General features: G+C 35.5%; 18 protein-coding genes. 3 read left to right on the top strand and 15 right to left on the bottom strand.

Translation table 11 applies throughout. From position 1 onward, the window contains the following. Window positions 1-30: 30 nt before the first annotated feature. The 9 genes from Y10_RS05005 to Y10_RS04965 all read right to left on the bottom strand — a co-directional run bounded on the left by Y10_RS05005 (window position 31) and on the right by Y10_RS04965 (window position 8622). Window positions 31-1113: an efflux RND transporter periplasmic adaptor subunit gene (locus Y10_RS05005; RefSeq protein WP_281764266.1), complete on the bottom strand. Its 1083-nt coding sequence runs from the start codon at window positions 1111-1113 to the stop codon at window positions 31-33. 4 nt (window positions 1114-1117) lie between these two features. After that, window positions 1118-2422, bottom strand: coding sequence for a TolC family protein (locus Y10_RS05000; RefSeq protein ID WP_281764265.1), 1305 nt, complete (start codon window positions 2420-2422; stop codon window positions 1118-1120). Window positions 2423-2573: 151 nt separating this feature from the next. Continuing rightward, entirely contained in the window at window positions 2574-3167 is a 594-nt protein-coding gene (locus Y10_RS04995; RefSeq protein WP_281764264.1) for an ester cyclase, read from the bottom strand. Between the two features lie 24 nt (window positions 3168-3191). Continuing rightward, window positions 3192-3593 carry a DoxX family protein gene (locus Y10_RS04990; protein ID WP_281764263.1) on the bottom strand — a complete coding sequence of 134 codons (402 nt, stop codon included), beginning with the start codon at window positions 3591-3593 and terminating at the stop codon, window positions 3192-3194. 84 nt (window positions 3594-3677) lie between these two features. Continuing rightward, window positions 3678-4247: a Crp/Fnr family transcriptional regulator gene (locus Y10_RS04985; RefSeq protein ID WP_281764262.1), complete on the bottom strand. Its 570-nt coding sequence runs from the start codon at window positions 4245-4247 to the stop codon at window positions 3678-3680. A gap of 48 nt (window positions 4248-4295) precedes the next feature. Next, complete coding sequence (gene cydB, locus Y10_RS04980; RefSeq protein WP_281764261.1) at window positions 4296-5372, bottom strand: cytochrome d ubiquinol oxidase subunit II; 1077 nt, start codon at window positions 5370-5372, stop codon at window positions 4296-4298. A gap of 6 nt (window positions 5373-5378) precedes the next feature. Then, window positions 5379-6707, bottom strand: coding sequence for a cytochrome ubiquinol oxidase subunit I (locus Y10_RS04975; protein WP_281764260.1), 1329 nt, complete (start codon window positions 6705-6707; stop codon window positions 5379-5381). A 332-nt stretch (window positions 6708-7039) separates the two neighbouring features. Further along, complete coding sequence (locus Y10_RS04970) at window positions 7040-7645, bottom strand: class I SAM-dependent methyltransferase (protein ID WP_281764259.1); 606 nt, start codon at window positions 7643-7645, stop codon at window positions 7040-7042. Between the two features lie 8 nt (window positions 7646-7653). Beyond that, a complete protein-coding gene (locus Y10_RS04965; RefSeq protein WP_281764258.1) occupies window positions 7654-8622 on the bottom strand; it encodes a c-type heme family protein in 969 nt (322 codons plus the stop codon). A gap of 157 nt (window positions 8623-8779) precedes the next feature. Between Y10_RS04965 and Y10_RS04960 the strand changes: the two genes are divergently transcribed. Both Y10_RS04960 and pncA read left to right on the top strand, forming a co-directional pair. Next, the gene (locus Y10_RS04960) at window positions 8780-10192 is read left to right on the top strand and encodes a nicotinate phosphoribosyltransferase (RefSeq protein ID WP_281764257.1); all 1413 of its coding nucleotides are present in this window, start codon (window positions 8780-8782) and stop codon (window positions 10190-10192) included. Further along, window positions 10189-10794: a bifunctional nicotinamidase/pyrazinamidase gene (pncA, locus tag Y10_RS04955; RefSeq protein WP_281764256.1), complete on the top strand. Its 606-nt coding sequence runs from the start codon at window positions 10189-10191 to the stop codon at window positions 10792-10794. The genes Y10_RS04960 and pncA overlap by 4 nt, the downstream gene beginning before the upstream one ends. A 183-nt stretch (window positions 10795-10977) precedes the next feature. Here pncA and Y10_RS04950 read toward each other — a convergent pair whose 3' ends face one another. The 6 genes from Y10_RS04950 to Y10_RS04925 form a co-directional block, all read right to left on the bottom strand. Continuing rightward, a complete protein-coding gene (locus Y10_RS04950; protein WP_281764255.1) occupies window positions 10978-11232 on the bottom strand; it encodes a heavy-metal-associated domain-containing protein in 255 nt (84 codons plus the stop codon). Between the two features lie 130 nt (window positions 11233-11362). After that, window positions 11363-11746, bottom strand: a complete 384-nt coding sequence (locus Y10_RS04945) for a rhodanese-like domain-containing protein (protein WP_281764254.1) — start codon at window positions 11744-11746, stop codon at window positions 11363-11365. A 6-nt stretch (window positions 11747-11752) separates the two neighbouring features. Then, the gene (locus Y10_RS04940; RefSeq protein WP_281764253.1) at window positions 11753-13171 is read right to left on the bottom strand and encodes an MBL fold metallo-hydrolase; all 1419 of its coding nucleotides are present in this window, start codon (window positions 13169-13171) and stop codon (window positions 11753-11755) included. Window positions 13172-13241: 70 nt separating this feature from the next. After that, on the bottom strand, window positions 13242-14030 hold the full coding sequence (locus Y10_RS04935; protein WP_281764252.1) for a sulfite exporter TauE/SafE family protein: 789 nt from the start codon (window positions 14028-14030) through the stop codon (window positions 13242-13244). Window positions 14031-14152: 122 nt separating this feature from the next. Continuing rightward, the gene (locus Y10_RS04930; RefSeq protein ID WP_281764251.1) at window positions 14153-14785 is read right to left on the bottom strand and encodes a Crp/Fnr family transcriptional regulator; all 633 of its coding nucleotides are present in this window, start codon (window positions 14783-14785) and stop codon (window positions 14153-14155) included. 55 nt (window positions 14786-14840) lie between these two features. Further along, the gene (locus Y10_RS04925; protein ID WP_281764250.1) at window positions 14841-16019 is read right to left on the bottom strand and encodes an acyl-CoA dehydrogenase family protein; all 1179 of its coding nucleotides are present in this window, start codon (window positions 16017-16019) and stop codon (window positions 14841-14843) included. 624 nt (window positions 16020-16643) lie between these two features. Between Y10_RS04925 and Y10_RS04920 the strand changes: the two genes are divergently transcribed. Further along, window positions 16644-18215, top strand: a complete 1572-nt coding sequence (locus Y10_RS04920) for a vitamin K epoxide reductase family protein (RefSeq protein WP_281764249.1) — start codon at window positions 16644-16646, stop codon at window positions 18213-18215. Window positions 18216-18220 lie beyond the last annotated feature (5 nt).

Raw genomic sequence — 18220 nt, 5'->3', positions numbered from 1 at the left:
GTTTCTTTAATTTAAATCGAATGATTGTGATTATTGAATGCTAACTTTAGCTCCGTTGTATAATTTTCCTTCTGCTTTAATTATATACGCTTCATCTACAGAAAGACCTGAAAGCACTTCTACTTTATCTCCAAAGGTTTCGCCCAAACGCAACCATCTTAGTACTGCTGTTTGCTGACTACTTACCGTATACACCCCTGATAATTGTCCGTTAGTTACTATGGCTTCTTTAGGAATAAATACCGTTGTATTTGCTTTCTCTTTAGACGCTATCGGAAACTTTACATTTACATACATCCCTGAAAATATAGTCTCTGGCACTTCTTTTAAATCTACCTTCACCATATACTGTCCGCCAGTGTTTTTAGCCGACATACTTACTTCAGATACTACACCGGTTACAGTAGCCTCAACAGACTTTACAAAAACAGAAACCTCCATACCTGTTTTCACCTCATCTATTTGAGATTCTGGCACCATAGCAGCTACCTGTAATTTAGAAGGCGATTCTACACTTACCAATGGCATACCTGGATTTGCCATATCGCCCACCTTTACATACTTGTTAGTTACTACCCCTGTAAAAGGAGCGGTAATATTTGTATATGTAAATTGAGCCATTACTTCCTTCTTCATTTGCTCAGCAGCTTCTAACCCAGCTTTTGCCATTTGGTAGCGAGAAGTCATATCATCTAACTCCTTTTGAGAAGCACTATTTTGAGCAAACAAGGTTTTAAAACGTTCATAGTCTTTAGCGGCATTGTTATAAGCCGCCTGTGCTTGTAACACCCCTGCTTCTGCTTGTGCCTTTTTAGCAGTTAAATCACTACTATTTATAGCAACTAACAATTGCCCTTTATTTACCTTATCTCCTACTTTTACCTTTACATTGGTTACATACCCCATCATTCTAGTACTTAGCTCAGCACTTTGCTCAGCTTCTATGGTACCACTAGCCATTAGGTATGGACTCTCATTCTGCGAAGTTGTTTCACTTACCGTTACATTTATAGGGGCAATCTCTTTAGCGGTAGGTTTCTTTTCTTCTCCTCCACAACTCACTGTGAATTGAGCTACTGCTAAAATTGCTATAAAAGTTATTATTTGTTTCATCTTCTTATCGGGTTAAAAATTGTACGTATGATTTAGTTGTATTGTATTGAAAAACCGACTGTAAGTAAGCAAGCTCTTTTTGATACATTTGCGTTTCTGTGTTTAATAAATCGGTTGTTTTTTCTAGTCCTTCTTCAAATCTATTGTGAAGTATTCGGTAAGCTTCTTTACTTTGTTCTAATGCTTCTTTAGCCAACTGTACATTATTCTCGGCATCGTTTAATTGACGCGTAGTTTTGTGTAGTTCTAGTTCGCTCTTAGCTTTATATTGTTCCAATTCTAAAGAAGCCTTTTCATAATCGTATTTTGCTTTTTTAGCTTTTCCTATACTTTTATAACCATCAAATAAATCCCAGGAAAGTTGTGCCCCAAAAGTGTATCCCTTAGCTCCCATTTGAAAAACCTCATCGTCATACAACTCGTAACTACCAAAAGCATTTAAACGTGGTAATAAACTCATGTTACCAGATTTCATCATGCTTTTATAAGCATTCGCAGAGGCTTCCATTGCCATAATATCTTTTCTACTTTCTGGTACCGTATTTTGAGGGTCTTCTACTTCTATTACACCTTCTAATTCCGTTTCTGGTTTGTACACTACTACGGTATCTTCTCCCATTAAGAATGAAAGATAATCAGATGCATTTTGCACATTACTTTTAGCATACTGCAACTGATTTTTAACTTCGTTTACACGCACCTTTACACTCAACACGTCAGTTTGTTTCACCAATCCCTGATTGTAATAGTCTGTAATCAATTTTAAATTAGCTTCGGCGGTTTGTTGTGCCTTTTCTAATACCGCTACAGCTTTATAGGCCAATTGCAATTGCATATAAGCTTTCTCTGCTTCAAACTCTAAGTATTCTTGGGTACGACCACTCTGCAATTCAAAAGCATTCATTTTAGCTTTTGCCGCCTTTCTTTCGTAAATACCATCTACATTAATTATCGGTTGTAACACCTCTACTTTGGTAGCGTAGTTTTGCACCTCATCCGGATCGTTAAGTAAAGCCGGATTAAAATCGTTTTGTGTTAAGATTTCCTGATTTAATTTAGACCCAAAAGCCATTAAAGGGTTGTTGGTAAACATGGCCGTATGTGATACCGATACCGATGGCAAAAACAATGCATTTGATTGCTGGTAATCTGCTCTGGCACCATCATAAGCCTTTTCTGAAATTTTCAACTGCAGGTTTTCAGACCTCAGCTTTTCTTTAACCATTGTTCCGGATATAGACAAGGTATCTTGTCCATATCCGTTAGTGAACAACAATCCAACTAAAAATAAACTTGCTATGTATTTCATGTGCTATTATTCTAATTTGTTTAACAAAAGTAGTTGCCTAGCACCTCTTAAACAGTAACCACTGTTACCGTGCATTGTAACTGTTGTTACATAACAAAAAAGGTCATTCTGAAAAACAGAATGACCTTACGTTAAAAATTGGAAGATATAATTACTCAGCCAACCCTATTTGCTTCATAAAAGCTTGGTTGTCCCAGAATAGATACTCTTCATACATTACTCCCTCATCGTTCCATAAACCAACGGTACACATAGGTATTTTAAACGCTTTTCCTGTAGGCTGAATAAATTTACCACCACCTATTGGCATTGGCGCTGTAAATGTACCTTGTAAAACACCTGTTACTGCTGTTAAATTACCAGCACCAACTTTTACTGGGTGTTCTTCAATTCGTGTATCAGGAGCAAATACAAACATTGGAGCTAGCTCTTTAATATGATCTTCAATACCCGTAGTGGTATGTCCGTCAGGATAATGAACTAAAATATCCTCTGCATGACTTTCATGTAATCTTTTCCACTCTTGGTTTGAGTACACCTCAAAATCAAGGGTATCAAAAGTTTTTAAATTGGTAGCTACCACAGCATTGTTTTCAGCTACTTCCTTCAATTGTTCTTTTAAAGCAGCTATTTCATCTTCATATTTAGAAGTATCTGCTGCAGGGGTACTACAACTAACTGCCGCACCTAATAAACCTACAGTCATAAGTTTTAGTGCTACTGATTTTATAATTCTCTTTTTCATTTTTTATGATGGTTGTATTGTTAATTAATCCCAATTGTTTTTTGTTGATACTGCTATTGCACCAGCACCAGTAAAATAAAGTGTTACTGCACCAAATAAGTACAAACCTAAAAGCTCAATAGCCCATCCACCGGTTTCGCTTAAACTAAATACCATAGCACTGTGTACCATAAGAATGGCCACCACACAATTAATAGCGTAAATTAATGCGGCTATTCTTGTTCTAAAACCTATTAAAATTGCAATAGGGGCTAAGATTTCGCCCACAATGGCACCGTATGCTATAAAACCTGGCATGCCTTTATCTACAAGCATTCCTTTTACAAACTCTAATCCACCGTTTAATTTACCTAAACCGTGTAATAACATTAAAACGGATATTACTACTCTCAGTACTAATAATCCAACATCTAAATTTTTCTTCATTTTTAATTCTTTTAACTGAATCATTATATCTGAGAACAAAATTGAAGAAACCGAAAAACTAAATTCTTGAAGTAGTTTAAGAAATTACTTTTGCACAGCTCTTTTGCGAAGTATACTTACAAACTCAGGTGAGATACCTAAATAGCTAGCAATGTTTTTTAAGGAAATTCTAAAAATAACATCCGGATATTTTTGCAGCAAATTGTAATAACGCTGCTCTGCAGATTGTGTAAGATGTTCTGCAATACGCATTTGCTGAAACATCATAGCATTTTGAAACAGCTTACATTTATAAGCTATAAAAGAAGGGATTTCTGTAGATATTTTATCCCAATTTTCTTTTGAAATAGCCAACAATTTTAAAGGTTCTAATGCCTGAAAATTATAGATAGCTGCTTTACCAGAGTCGAAACTCTCCATATCACCAAACCAAAAATCTTCAAAGCCAAAAATTATGTTATGTTCTTTTCCTTGGTAATCTATAATAAAGCCACGCATACAGCCTTCCAATATAAAATATTGATAATGGGAAACCTCCCCAGCCGTCACAATATAATCACGCTTTTTAAAAGTTAGTTCTTCTGAGTACTCATTTACAATTTTGTCTATTTCATACTCAGAGAAAGAACCGTATGTAAGCAGATGATTTTTCATCTCTTATACAATTTATAGATTACCTTAAGCCAATACTAGGTTTAAACATTAATGCTCTCCATACCCAACATCATCCATTTTACCTTTAAATACTTTATGTTGTATTACAAAATAGACTCCTACTAAAATAGCCGCAATTGCAAACCAAACCACCCCAACGTTAAGTCCGTATTCATCGGCTGCTACATTGTAAATGGTTAAAGACGGGTTTACCTCATTGGTAGATGGAAGCAACTCCGGAAAAATAGAAGCTGCTGTAGAAGCAAAACCTCCTAGCAAAAACAAACTTGAAAATAAAAATCCTGAAATATCTTTTTTAAAGCTTCTTACTTTAAACATACCCCCTAAACCAATAAGCATAATTAAAGGGAATACAAACAACCAAGGTTCACTTATAAAGTTCCAAAATGGGTACGGGTCTATTATATGCCATACCGATACTGAAACAACAATAAGCGCAAGCAATACAAAGTTTAAGCGGAATACCAATTTCTTCAAACGATCATTTAATGATGAATTGGTTTTAAAAATAATCCAGTTAGCCCCATGCATAGATAATATAACCACGGCAATAATACCTAACAGAATGGTGAACCAATCTATAATACCTTGGTGTTCTGCCATTGGGTTAAAAGTGGGATTCCATAATGGTAAAAAGAAATAATGCGGCTCATGTGCCGACACTCCGTTTTCTACCATTCCTAAGTTAACACCTCTTACTACATTACCTAAAGCAATACCAAAAAACAAGGCTAATAATAAACTTGCCACACCAAAAGCTTTATCCCAAACACGTTCCCATATACGGTTGTGTATTTGACCTCTTAGCTCTAAACCAATAGCTCTAAAAATAAGCAACCACAAAATCATGATTAAAGGCAAATAGAAGCCACTAAACGAAGAGGCATATAAGGTAGGGAAAGCAAAAAACAAAACCCCTCCAGAGGCTATAATCCAAACTTCATTGGCATCCCAAAACGGACCAATAGCGTTGGTAATAGCTTTTTTATCTTCCTCTTTTTTACCTAAAAACAAATGTATAATTCCTGCTCCAAAATCGTAACCGTCTAATATTACATACACGGCAAGCATAAACATTAATACTATATACCAGAATAATTCCATGTCTTCTTATTTTGCAGGGTGCGGCCCCTTATTAATAATTTTACCAACCAAAATCACAAACAGCATTCCTAATAACAAATACAAGCCTACAAAACCTAAAAGGGTAAACAATGTATTACCAGATGATACCGTTGGCGATGCACCTTCAGTAGTTCTTAAAAGATTATATACCAACCAAGGCTGTCTACCTAATTCAGCAGTATACCAACCCATAGTATTGGCTATATACGGAAATGGAATCATAAACATTAAAATCCATAATATCCATTGTGTTTTGTACAGTTTTTTGCGCCACATAAAAAATGCAGCTACCACCATTAACCCAATAAAGATAGTTCCTAAACCAACCATAATATGATACCCATAGTATAAGCCAGGAATATTGGTTGGGTAATCTTCTTCTTTAAACTCATTAAGCCCCTTTATTTGCGCATCCCATTTCTGATACGTAAGAAAGCTTAAAAAGTTAGGTACAGCTATTTTATTATCTAGTTTCTTATCTTGAATATTAGGCTGACCGATTAATACAATTTCAGAACCTCCGTCTTCGGTTTCAAAAATACCCTCCATAGCAGCAAAGGTTACCGGTTGATGTTTTACCACATTTTTTGCGGTAAGGTCACCCGTAGGGAAAGCTACTAGTATGGAAGACACTACCCCAAAAATAACACCCGTTCTTACAAACATTTTCCCAAATTCACTGTGCTTATTATTTAGCAGATAGAAAGCCCCAATAGCAGCAACCACAAAAGAACTGGTTACTACAGATGCCATTTGATTATGGAAAAACGAAGGCCACAACCAAGGGTTAGAAAACAATGCTCCAAAATTATTGAGTACAAACCTTCCGTTTTCAAGTACTTCATAGCCCACTGGGTACTGCATCCAAGAGTGGGTGGCTATAATTAAAAACCCACTAGCCCATGAGCCTAGAAACACCAAAAATCCGGTTACAAAATGTAGCTTATGTCCTAATAGTTTTTCTCCAAAAAGAAAAAGACCCAAAAATGAAGACTCTAAAAAGAAAGAGAACATACCTTCCATAGCCAATGTTTGCCCTATAATACCTCCGGTAAGTTCTGAAAACTTAGCCCAGTTAGTACCAAACTGAAACTCCATTGGTATACCAGTTACAACACCCATAGCAAAATTGATGGCAAAAATCTTCATCCAGAATTTTGCAGCATCATTGTACTTTTCATCTTTAGATCTTAAGAATTTCCATTTGAACCATACAATCATTAACGATAATCCCATGGTTAACTGAGGAAATAGGTAGTGAAAGGTTATTGTAAAGGCAAATTGAATCCGGTCATAAAAAAGCATGTCTTCCATAGTACTCTTTTTTTCTAAGTGAAGTTGTGCTAAAGTAGTGCCTATATAGAGCACTCTAAGCAACAATTGTTACATGCCCCCAAAAATACCAAAATTGTAACAATTGTAACATTGAAACACTGTTAAGATTCTTACTTTTACTCTTATGAAGTTAGGTAATTACGTTACTTACATTAGTATGTTTAACGTTGTGTTATTGCAAATATCTACCACTGAAGTCATCAATAAATTTTATGATACTATAAAACAGGTTTAAAACAAGAGGAGCTACTTGAGTGTAGCTCCTCTTTCATGATTTTTTCAAACCACTACTAACTATACAAATTAAAAAACTATGAGGCTATTTTTGTAGCCGTAAATCTAATAACAGAACCTTTACCGTTATGGTAAAGTCCTTCTTCTAATGTTATTAATTTTTCTTCTAACACATCAAACTCTAGCATTGAAAATATTGTTTTTACTTCTTCTAAAGAAAAAAGCATATCCAATTGCTTTGGTCCGCCTGAAGTATATTGCAACTGTGCTTTAGAAAAGCATTCAAAAATTACTTTACCCCCAGGTTTTACATACGAACATAATTTTTTAAAACCCTGCTCCCTAATCGCAGCAGGAAAGTGACTATATACTAACACCAGTCCATCAAAGGTTTCCTCATCATAAGCAATAGATGCTAAATCGGCAACTTTATAAGCTATAGTTACTTGAGCCTTATCCGCCAATTGTAGTGCTTTTTCTCTACCAAGCGCACTCATATCAAAAGCACTTACGTTATATCCTTCGGTTGCCGCATACACTGCATTTCTGCCTTCACCCTCTGCTGGAAATAACACAGTACCTCCATGAGGTATCATAGACAGTTTTTCTTTCAAAAACTCATTAGGCTTTTCTCCATAAGCAAAAGCTTCTGCACCGTAACGCTCATCCCAAAAATCTTTCATTCCATTACTTATTTTTCAAAAGTTATACTCCACATTCCACGTACTTCATTTTCTGCATAGCCCGTAGCTTTATCTCTGGGGTATAACTCTAGTAGTTTTGCTTGTACACCTTCTGCCATAGTTTTATTGGTACCATGACATTGTAAACACATAGAGTTGGTTACAATAGGATAATAGAAATGTGCCGTTTCAGAATTTTCTACCACTACAGGTTTAGGCTCTTCTCCATTAGTTATAGCTTCTTTATATTGTTCCAAATACACTAACTCAACAGCATCTGCTGCATTATCTGGGTTTCTATTTTTATCTGACACTCGTTTAATGGATGCATTGTAATGCGCAGCCATACTATCTGTTAGCGGTATTGCACGTACATTACAAAACTCCATAGCAGCTAAAACACCTTTGCGCTGTATGGTACCCATTAAGTTTTTACCAAGAACTTTTTTTGTCCCCATTGCATATGAAAGTCCAATTTCTTCATAACTGCTACCGTTTTGTGAAACCGTCAATTGCTTACCAGGTTGGTTAAAGGTTCCAAAGCCCTTTTCTTCATAATGTGCTTTAAACCATTCTGGTTCTTCAATTTTATAATCATACATAAAACTAGCAATGGTTAAAAGTGTAGAATCAGGATATTTCTGTGCGGGCATTACCCCAAACTTTTTAACAGCACCTCTCATCATGGCATTGTCTTCCGTTGGTTTGTTCACAAAATTAATAATGCTATTCACAAACGCTTCTCGAGTCTTGTTATCTCTTAAATAACGCGTTTTTACAGCCACCATAGGCGGTGCTATTCGTCCTGCTCCCTCTGGCGCAGTAGCACTATGACACACATAACAGTTTTGAGCAAGTAGTTGTTTTGCTTCTGTTGGTTCATACGTAAATTTTGCTTGTTCTGTAGGCTCTTTTGTCTGTGGTGCAGTTTGGCAACTTACCATCAGTACCCATAAAATTAAAATACTGTATTTCATTTCCCCAATTTTCTCTAAACTTACGTAAATACCAGCTAGGTCTCTGTAACAGAAGTTACTAATCTGCTTAATTTAGAATGAATTTTAGTCTAATTTTTAATAGAACTTTAGCAATCTTAAACATAGGCAATTGTTAAATTTGTAGAAATTGCATTCTATGTTCAACTTTACCGCAACCTATACTGATATGTATCAGTTAAGCATGGCTCAAGTGTACTTTAAAAAAGGAAAAAAAGATGAGCCTGCTATATTTGATTATTACTTTAGAAAAATACCTTATAACGGAGGCTATGCTATATTTGCCGGCCTTGGCGATTTACTAAAAACTATTGAAAACCTTACCTTTAGTAAGGAAGACCTTGACTACCTGAGCACCCAAGATTTTGACGATGACTTTATAGCGTATCTACGTAATTTTAAATTCACAGGTACCATATATTCAGTTCAAGAAGGCGATTTTGTTTTTCAAACGCAGCCAATACTTCAGGTAGAAGCTACTATGGTAGAGGCACAAATAATTGAAACCATACTTTTAAACCTATTGAACTTTCAAACGCTTATTGCTACCAAAGCAAGCAGGGTTAAATTGGTTACTAAAAATAAAACACTCCTAGACTTTGGCTTGCGAAGAGCACAAGGTCCTGGTGGATATTTTGCTAGTAAAGCTGCTATTATTGGTGGTTTTAATGGCACCAGTAATGTAGTAGTTGGTAGAGATTATAACATCCCTATTTCGGGTACCATGGCGCATTCTTTTATTCAGAGTTATGATAATGAATTGGATGCCTTTAGAGACTTTGCAGAGTGCCGACCTAAAAATTGTGTGTTATTGGTAGATACTTATAACACCTTAAAAAGCGGTGTGCCAAACGCCATTACGGTTGCTAAAGAAATGGAAGCCAGAGGACAAAAGTTATTGGCTATACGCTTAGACAGTGGTGACCTTGCGTATTATGCAAAGCAATGTAGAAAACTGTTAGATGAGGCAGGTTTACAATACGTACAAATTGCAGTTTCTAATCAATTAGATGAATTTGTAATTAAGAGTTTACAAGAGCAAGAAGCTCCTATAGATATTTACGGAGTGGGTACCAACTTGGTTATTGGTAAACCTAACGGTGCTTTAGATGGGGTTTATAAACTTACATACTCATCTGGTAAACCTCGAATTAAAATTTCGGAAAGTCTTATAAAAACTACCTTACCTTATCGCAAGCAGGTATATCGAATGAAAGATGCACAAGGTAACTTTATTGGTGCCGATGCTATTGCTATTCATTCTGAAGACCACGTAAGCCAAATGCACCACCCACACGAACCTTACAAACAACTTGAGGTAGGTAACTTTACACAAGAACCATTGTTGCATGCTGTTATGGAAAATGGCAAAAAACTAATACCTGATTACACGCTTACTCAAATTGCTGAGTTTAGCGCCCAAAGGTTGTCACAGTTAAGTATGGAATTTAAGCGTTTTGACAATCCGCATATATATAAAATTGGAATTAGTTCTGCACTAAAACAGGAAAGAGATCTATTAATAAGTCAATACAAAAAGGGTAAAAAATGAAAACACTTGTAATTATAGATGTTCAAAATGATTTTATTCCTGGGGGAAACTTACCTGTACCAAACGGTTACGAAGTAATTCCTGTAATTAACAAATTACAAGATCAATTTGATTTGGTAGTGGCTACCCAAGACTGGCACCCGGAAAACCACGGTAGTTTTATATCTCAGCATGAGGGAAAAAACATTTATGATATTGTAGACCTCAACGGAACACCGCAGGTTGTTTGGCCCGTACATTGTGTACAAAATACAAAAGGAGCAGCTTTTCATTCCGATCTTAAAACCGAAAAAATAGAAGCCATTTTTAGAAAGGGTACCAACACTGAAATTGATAGTTACAGTGGCTTTTATGATAATGCCCATTTAAAATCTACGGGACTATCGGGATACCTAAAAGATAAAAAAGTAACCGAATTATACTTTGTAGGGTTAGCAGCAGAATACTGCGTATACTTTTCTGCTAAAGACGCCATAAACGAAGGATTTAAAAGCTTTTTAATTGAGGATGCCACTAGAGCATTAACAGCCGATGGATTTGAAAACGCGAAGGCAGATTTTAAAAAATCAGGTGGACAAATACTAAAATCTACCGATATATAATAAACAAGGAGCCCCGGTTAAGGGCTCCTTATTCAATCTTAAAAACAGCATTAAAAAAAAATTACAACTTTGTATTTTTTCAACTGTTTACAAACGCAATACTTTTATAAAAACTTTCTGAAAATAAAGTTACCTCTTTTTTATTCTATAAAAGCTGACGAATATCATCATCTACAACGTTGTTTATAAATTTGATTTAGGCAACAAATGAAAACCTAAGCCATTTACTTCATTTTCTATACTTTCTACATCCACTACTACATCTGCTATTACGTGCACCTCTGTAGGAAACACTTCTGTATTAATAGAAACATCTGTTACGCCATTTACTTTTAAAACAGCATTTTTTAGTTTAGAAAGTTCTTCTGGATCACTGACGCTGGTCATAAAAGTTCGACCTTTGTCTCCGGGAATTACAATGTCATCAATAAAACTCATACCTTGGTTGTTAGTGTTATTAGCCGATGAAATTAATAATTCTAGGTTATATAAATAGTTAACAATATTATAAGATGTAATAAAAAAGTCGGAAAAAATTCCGACTTCCTTATTTTTTGTATTCAAAATACTAATTATCAGTATTTTTATGTTTCCAGCCTTTGTAACCCCCAGAGAGCTCGTAAACGGAATCAAAACCTACTTCTGCTATTAAAATTGCCGCTTCTTTGCTTCTAACACCCGTTCTGCAATACACATATACCGGTTTACTTTTATCTAGTTTATTAATCTTCTGATTAAAATGATCATCATTAAGATCAATATTTATTGCTCCAGGAATGGCTCCTTCCTGAAATTCTTTAGCAGTACGTACATCTATGAGTTGTGTACTTGTATCTGCTGTTTTTTCAGTAAACTCTTTCGGTTCTAACAACACCACATGCTCTTGGTAATAACTAGAACAAGAAGTTACTACCAACACACAAAACACACTAAGTAACGTACCTAACTTCATAGGATATTATTTTTTTAATTCTGTAGGACAAACTTTTGCGGTAAGCGGAATCCCAGCTTCTCTAATAGCTTTAAAACCACCTGCCACATCTATTAAGTTATGGTAACCTCTACTTTTTAAAATAGATGCTGCAATAACCGATCTGTATCCTCCTGCACAGTGTACATAGAAATCTTTCTCTTTAGGAAACTTTTCTAAATAATCATTTAAATAATCTAACGGAGTATTTTCTGCAGTAGGTATGTGTTCAGAAACGTATTCACCTTCTTTACGTACGTCAAAAACAGGTAACGCTTTATTATCTTCTAATCTATCTTTTAAGCTTTCCGCAGAGATAGAAGTTAAAGTATCATATTCTTTGCCTGCATTTTTCCATGCATCAAAGCTACCTTTTAAAAACCCTAATGTCATGTCAAAACCAACACGTGATAAACGTATTACTACTTCTTCTTCTCTACCTTCAGGTGCTACTAATAAAATAGGTTGCTTAACATCTTTAATCAAAGCCCCAACCCAAGGAGCAAAACCACCATCTATACCAATAAATATAGATCTTGGAATGTGCCCTTTAATAAACTCAGCTTGGTTACGTACATCTAATACTATAGCGTCAATTTCATTTGCCAACACTTCAAAAGCTTCCGGATCTAGTGGCTTTAAACCTCTTTCCAGTACCTCATCAATATGGTCGTAACCTTCTTTATTCATTTTTACATTTAGCGGAAAGTATTGTGGCGGTGGTAATAACCCATCGGTTACCTCTTTTACAAATTCTTCCTTAGTCATATCAGCACGCAACGCATAGTTCACCTTTTTCTGGTTTCCAAGCGTATCTACTGTCTCCTTCATCATATTTTTACCACAAGCAGAGCCTGCCCCATGTGCAGGGTATACAATAACATCGTCTGCCAAAGGCATTATTTTTTCGCGTAAACTAGTATATAATAACCCAGCTAATTCATCTTGCGTCATATCTGCCGCTTTTTGCGCTAAGTCTGGTCTACCAACATCTCCTAAAAACAAAGTATCTCCACTAAAAATGGCATAGTCTTTTCCATTCTCATCTTTCAAAAGGTAGGTAGTACTCTCCATAGTATGCCCTGGTGTATGTAAAACTGTAATAGTTACTTTACCCAAGGTAATTACCTGACCATCTGTAGCAATTTCTGCCTCGAAAGAAGGCTCAGCAGTTGGTCCAAATACTATTTTAGCACCCGTTTTATTAGCCAAAGTAACATGCCCACTTACAAAATCTGCATGGAAATGAGTTTCTAAGATATACTTAATTTTAGCACCATCTTTTTCTGCACGTTCTATGTACGGAGCCACTTCTCTAAGCGGATCTATAATAGCTACTTCCCCTTCACTTTCTATATAATATGCTCCCTGAGCTAAACAACCTGTATATATTTGTTCAATGTTCATTCAACTAATTTTTACTTTAATTATAAAACCGTCAATATACTAATTTCTACTTTTATAAAGTTCCTAAAACCTAAAACACCGAGAGTTCTTTTGTTACTATGTATAATCCTATAACCATAACAAACCAACCAAAGCCCTTTTTAAGTTTTTTACCATCAATAAATTTGTTCAAATAAATACCCACAAAAATGCCTGCAATAGCAAACGCATTAAAGGTTAGCAAAAACTTCCAATTAATTTGCAATGTTTCTAAATCTCCTAAAAAACCGATTAACGAATTTACTGCTACAACTAATAGAGAGGTAGCTACGGCTCTTTTCATAGGCAGATGTACCAGTAGCACTAAAGCCGGCACTATTAAAAACCCTCCGCCTGCACCTACAATACCTGTAATAACACCTAACACAATTGCCTGAAGTATGATCATAGGCGGATTAAACGATCTGTCGGTGTCATCTTTCTTCGCAAAATTGAAGTTCTTTATCATGGATAAAGATGCCAACATCATTACCAGCGCAAAAAACACCATAATAAATATGTGCCTAGTAACTTCAAAACCTCCTATAGAAAATAAGACATTAGGCAAAGCCGGCATTAAAAATTTGCGGGTAAGGAATACGGCTATAAAAGCAGGTACGGCAAAAGCTACCGCCGCTTTAAAGTCTACCTGTTTTTGTTGCACATTTTTCACTGAACCAATTAGTGAGGTAGTACCCACCACAAATAATGAATATGCCGTGGCTGTAACCGGGTTCAGCGAAACTACATACACCAATAAAGGTACCGTAATAATAGAGCCTCCGCCCCCCATTAAGCCCAACGTTAAACCAACCAATATGGCACCAATATATCCTATCACTTTTTACACATTTGCTAGATACAAAAGTACAACTGCAAGTACTATTGCACAGTAACAAAAGTTACTTGTTACTAAGATGATTACTTCAAACTTCTTCCTAAAAAATAGTTTTAATAGTTTCTTTACAGGTCTATTACTTTAATACTATTTCTACCCAATTCTATTTTACCTTCGTTCTCTAACGTTTTTAGTAATCTTGAAATCACCACTCTAGAAGTATGTAAATCATGCGCAATTTCTTGATGCGTAGTAGTTATAACCTCATCATTCTTTACCATTGCTTTGTCACGCAAATGTTTTAACAAGCGCTCATCCATTTTCATAAAAGCAATAGTATCTATCGTTTCAAGCATTTCCTTTAAACGTGCATGATAGCTTTGCAAAATAAAATTACGCCAACTATGGTACTTACGCATCCACTCCTCCATTTTCTGAACTGGTACCATTATTAGTTTAGCAGGCGTTTCTGCTATGGCTCTTATCTCACTTTTTTTGGTACCTACACAGCAGTTAAGCGTCATGGCACAAGTATCTCCACGTTCTAAAAAATACAGTAACAACTCATCTCCATTATCATCCTCTCGCAATATTTTTATAACACCACTTACTAATAAAGGCATACTTTTAATATACTCTCCTATATCCATAAGTCGGTACCCTTCAGGCACTTCTTTAAAAGTACCTACTTGGTTAATCTCATGCAGTAATTCTTCTTCAAAAAGATATCCGTAATGTTGTTCTAATTCTTCAATCATTGTCTAAAAGTAGTTTGGTATTCACAACCCTTATGTAACAAATGTTACACAAGCTCTATTTAAAGGCGCTCATACCTGTAATATCAGCTCCAGTTATTAACAAATGAATATCGTGAGTACCCTCATAGGTAATCACCGATTCTAAATTCATCATATGACGCATAATGCTATACTCGCCGGTAATACCCATACCCCCTAAAATCTGTCGAGCCTCTCTGGCAATATCAATAGCCATTGCTACATTATTACGTTTAGCCATAGATATTTGAGCAGAGGTAGCTTTGCCTTCGTTACGTAACACTCCCAAGCGCCAAGCTAACAACTGTGCCTTCGTAATTTCGGTAATCATTTCTGCCAACTTTTTCTGTTGTAATTGAGTAGCTGCTATAGGTTTATCAAACTGTACACGTTCTTTAGCATAGCGCAAAGCTGTATCATAACAATCCATTGCGGCACCAATGGCACCCCAAGCAATTCCATAACGTGCAGAGTCTAGACATCCTAACGGTGCCCCTAACCCAGACTTATTTGGTAAAAGATTCTCCTTAGGCACTTTCACATTATCAAAAATAAGCTCTCCTGTAGCAGAAGCCCTTAACGACCATTTATTATGAGTTTCAGGTGTGGTGAATCCTTCCATACCCCTTTCAACTATAAGCCCATAAATACGCCCCTCTTCATTCTTTGCCCATACCACCGCAATATCTGCAAATGGGGCGTTAGATATCCACATTTTAGCTCCATTGAGTAAATAATGGTCGCCCTTATCTTTAAAATGGGTTTCCATACCACCAGGATTAGACCCATGGTTAGGCTCTGTTAGGCCAAAACAGCCCATATACTCACCACTAGCCAACTTAGGCAAATACTTTTGTCGTTGCGCTTCGGTACCGTATTTAAAAATAGGATACATCACTAAAGAAGATTGTACCGATGCAGTAGATCTCACACCACTATCGCCACGCTCTATCTCTTGCATAATCAATCCGTATGAAATTTGGTCTAATCCGGCTCCGCCATACACTTCTGGTATATACGGACCAAAGGCACCAATTTCTGCCAAACCATTGAGTAATTGTTTAGGAAATTCAGCTTTCTGAGCATAATCCTCTATAATAGGAGACACTTCTTTTTTTACCCAAGAGCGGGCAGCATCTCTTACTAACTTATGCTCTTCTGTAAGTAAGTCGTCTACCTGATAGTAATCAGGAGATTCAAATATATCGGGTTTCATAATACGTAAAGTTTTAAATAAAAGCCTTCTAATAGCTTTCCTCTAAACTTAAAGGTAAGAAGATTTTTCAACTTGCTGTTTTAAACTTTATTTATTCTATTATTCAAATTAAATACCTTGTAGGCTTGCCTTAAAAATTGTAACCACTACAAAGCCGCTTTGGTAATAAATGACACACCAGTCTATTTCTGTGATTCTGTACAGTAAACAAATTTTAAAATTAACCCTAAGCATAAAAATTTAACATTTGAAGTTAAAATTTTCTGACAAAAATTAATTACATTTATCTCACGCAATTAGATATAAAATCAATTTTATGATAATAAAATTCTTAAATACCTATTAAGTTTTTTAATTAAATTTCAATTATCGCTATTCATTATTATTTACCAATTAAACACTTGTACTATGTCCCTGATATATTTTAATACACTTTCACCATAAGCATAACTTTCACATTACCATTTTTTGCTAAGAGGTAAACGTTACGCTCTATCTATTTTAGAACTTCAAATTTATTGAAGATTGCTCTTTATACCATTTCTTTAAAGAAACAGGTACTAGCTCTCCTATGCATAAGACATACGGAGCCAACCAACTATTTTTAATTTATAAGACTTCATTATGCAAACGCTAGAAGAAAAACTACTTAGAAAATGCAACTACTTTGTTGCTTCTGAAAACTTTGACGATATATATAACTCGCACCCTAATTACCCTAGCTTATATGCTATTACCGAAAGCTACAGTCAATTAGGTATTGAAAATGCTGCACTGCGCATACCAAAAGACCAAATAGATGAGCTCCCAACCCACTTTATGGCACAAATTGCTGACCAAAAAAGTGAAGGCCTTTCTTTAGTAACCAAGAAGAATGATGCTTTTATGGTTGAGAGTTACGAACAGAAAAAGCAAACCTATTCCAAAAAACAGTTTTTAGAACAATGGACAGGTATTGTGCTATTAGTAGAAGACAACCCTAACAAAGAGACTTCTTCATTTAAACTAACAAAGTCATTAGTGTTTGCAGTAGTACTATTGGGAGTTATTGTACTCCCTCATATCAAAGCTCAAAGTTTTATATTAGAAGTATGCATATACCAATGCATTGCACTAGCCGGTATAGCTATAGGCTACTTTGTTATTGAGAAAGACATTAGCAACAGCCGAAACAATTTGGGAAATGCCATTTGTAATATGGGAAAAAGCAAAAACTGCGAAGCTGTTTTAGAATCAGATTTTGGTAAACTTCCCGGTAACATATCTTTAAAGGAGCTTCCTTTAGTTTACTTTATGAGTAATCTACTTTTTTTATCGTTTTCTGTAGCCTACCCCATTGTTGGTTTAGTAAGCATACTATCAGTACCAATTATTGCATATTCTATTTATTTACAATCCGTTAAAATAAAATCGTGGTGTACTTTTTGTTTAATCACAGCAGCTCTTTTAGCTCTAAATAGTACTACTTACATAGCCATTCACGGAGTTACCCAATTTACAATACCTACCACCATTTCATTAGTAATATATGCCATAGTTGGTTTATTGGTATACCAAATCATACATCAGTTTATTCAATTTCAAAAAGAACAAAACATCTTAAAACACACTAGTTACGAGTTTAAAAGGTTTAAAAACAATCCTGATATTTTTACCTCGTGTACCAAACCATTAGACTTTAGTAACGAGTACCAAAAACTACCGTTAATTGAGTTAGGCAACCCAAAAGCCGCTAATAACTTAACCCTGTTTTTGAGTCCGTTTTGCGGGCATTGCCACAAGGCATACAAAACCGCTATAGAACTATTAGAAACTGGAGACAACAATTTGAGTTTAACTATTGGGTTTAATGTAAACCCTGAAAATGAACAAAATCCTTCTATTCCAATATTAAAGGCTATACTAAACATTTATTTAGCAGCTCCTGAACAAATTAAAGAAGCGCTATACGACAAGCATATAGAACCTATGCAAAGAGAAGAGTGGTTAAAAAAGTGGGACAAGCCATTAAAAAATGAAGCACAAATAAACCACTTACTATATGCACAATACACCTGGTGCCAAAAAAACAACTTTGCATATACACCAGTAAAGGTTATCAACGGACAACTTTTCCCGAATGAATACCAATTAACTGACTTAAAATACCTTTTAAATGAATTAACAGAAACTACTACAGTAGCAGTAGCTTCTTAAAAATA

The sequence above is a fragment of the Neptunitalea lumnitzerae genome, from assembly GCF_027924185.1.
Classification (GTDB): Bacteria; Bacteroidota; Bacteroidia; order Flavobacteriales; family Flavobacteriaceae; genus Neptunitalea; species Neptunitalea lumnitzerae.
Note: the sequence above shows the minus strand (reverse complement) of the source record. Positions and strands in the feature narration are given on the sequence as shown.

Excerpts from the sequence above, each read along its gene's own strand:
- Y10_RS05005 (WP_281764266.1), bottom strand. The coding sequence starts at position 1,113 with ATGAAACAAATAATAACTTTTATAGCAATTTTAGCAGTAGCTCAATTC.
- Y10_RS05000 (WP_281764265.1), bottom strand. The coding sequence starts at position 2,422 with ATGAAATACATAGCAAGTTTATTTTTAGTTGGATTGTTGTTCACTAAC.
- Y10_RS04995 (WP_281764264.1), bottom strand. The coding sequence starts at position 3,167 with ATGAAAAAGAGAATTATAAAATCAGTAGCACTAAAACTTATGACTGTA.
- Y10_RS04990 (WP_281764263.1), bottom strand. The coding sequence starts at position 3,593 with ATGAAGAAAAATTTAGATGTTGGATTATTAGTACTGAGAGTAGTAATA.
- Y10_RS04985 (WP_281764262.1), bottom strand. The coding sequence starts at position 4,247 with ATGAAAAATCATCTGCTTACATACGGTTCTTTCTCTGAGTATGAAATA.
- cydB (WP_281764261.1), bottom strand. The coding sequence starts at position 5,372 with ATGGAATTATTCTGGTATATAGTATTAATGTTTATGCTTGCCGTGTAT.
- Y10_RS04975 (WP_281764260.1), bottom strand. The coding sequence starts at position 6,707 with ATGGAAGACATGCTTTTTTATGACCGGATTCAATTTGCCTTTACAATA.
- Y10_RS04970 (WP_281764259.1), bottom strand. The coding sequence starts at position 7,645 with ATGAAAGATTTTTGGGATGAGCGTTACGGTGCAGAAGCTTTTGCTTAT.
- Y10_RS04965 (WP_281764258.1), bottom strand. The coding sequence starts at position 8,622 with ATGAAATACAGTATTTTAATTTTATGGGTACTGATGGTAAGTTGCCAA.
- Y10_RS04960 (WP_281764257.1), top strand. The coding sequence starts at position 8,780 with ATGTTCAACTTTACCGCAACCTATACTGATATGTATCAGTTAAGCATG.
- pncA (WP_281764256.1), top strand. The coding sequence starts at position 10,189 with ATGAAAACACTTGTAATTATAGATGTTCAAAATGATTTTATTCCTGGG.
- Y10_RS04950 (WP_281764255.1), bottom strand. The coding sequence starts at position 11,232 with ATGAGTTTTATTGATGACATTGTAATTCCCGGAGACAAAGGTCGAACT.
- Y10_RS04945 (WP_281764254.1), bottom strand. The coding sequence starts at position 11,746 with ATGAAGTTAGGTACGTTACTTAGTGTGTTTTGTGTGTTGGTAGTAACT.
- Y10_RS04940 (WP_281764253.1), bottom strand. The coding sequence starts at position 13,171 with ATGAACATTGAACAAATATATACAGGTTGTTTAGCTCAGGGAGCATAT.
- Y10_RS04930 (WP_281764251.1), bottom strand. The coding sequence starts at position 14,785 with ATGATTGAAGAATTAGAACAACATTACGGATATCTTTTTGAAGAAGAA.
- Y10_RS04925 (WP_281764250.1), bottom strand. The coding sequence starts at position 16,019 with ATGAAACCCGATATATTTGAATCTCCTGATTACTATCAGGTAGACGAC.
- Y10_RS04920 (WP_281764249.1), top strand. The coding sequence starts at position 16,644 with ATGCAAACGCTAGAAGAAAAACTACTTAGAAAATGCAACTACTTTGTT.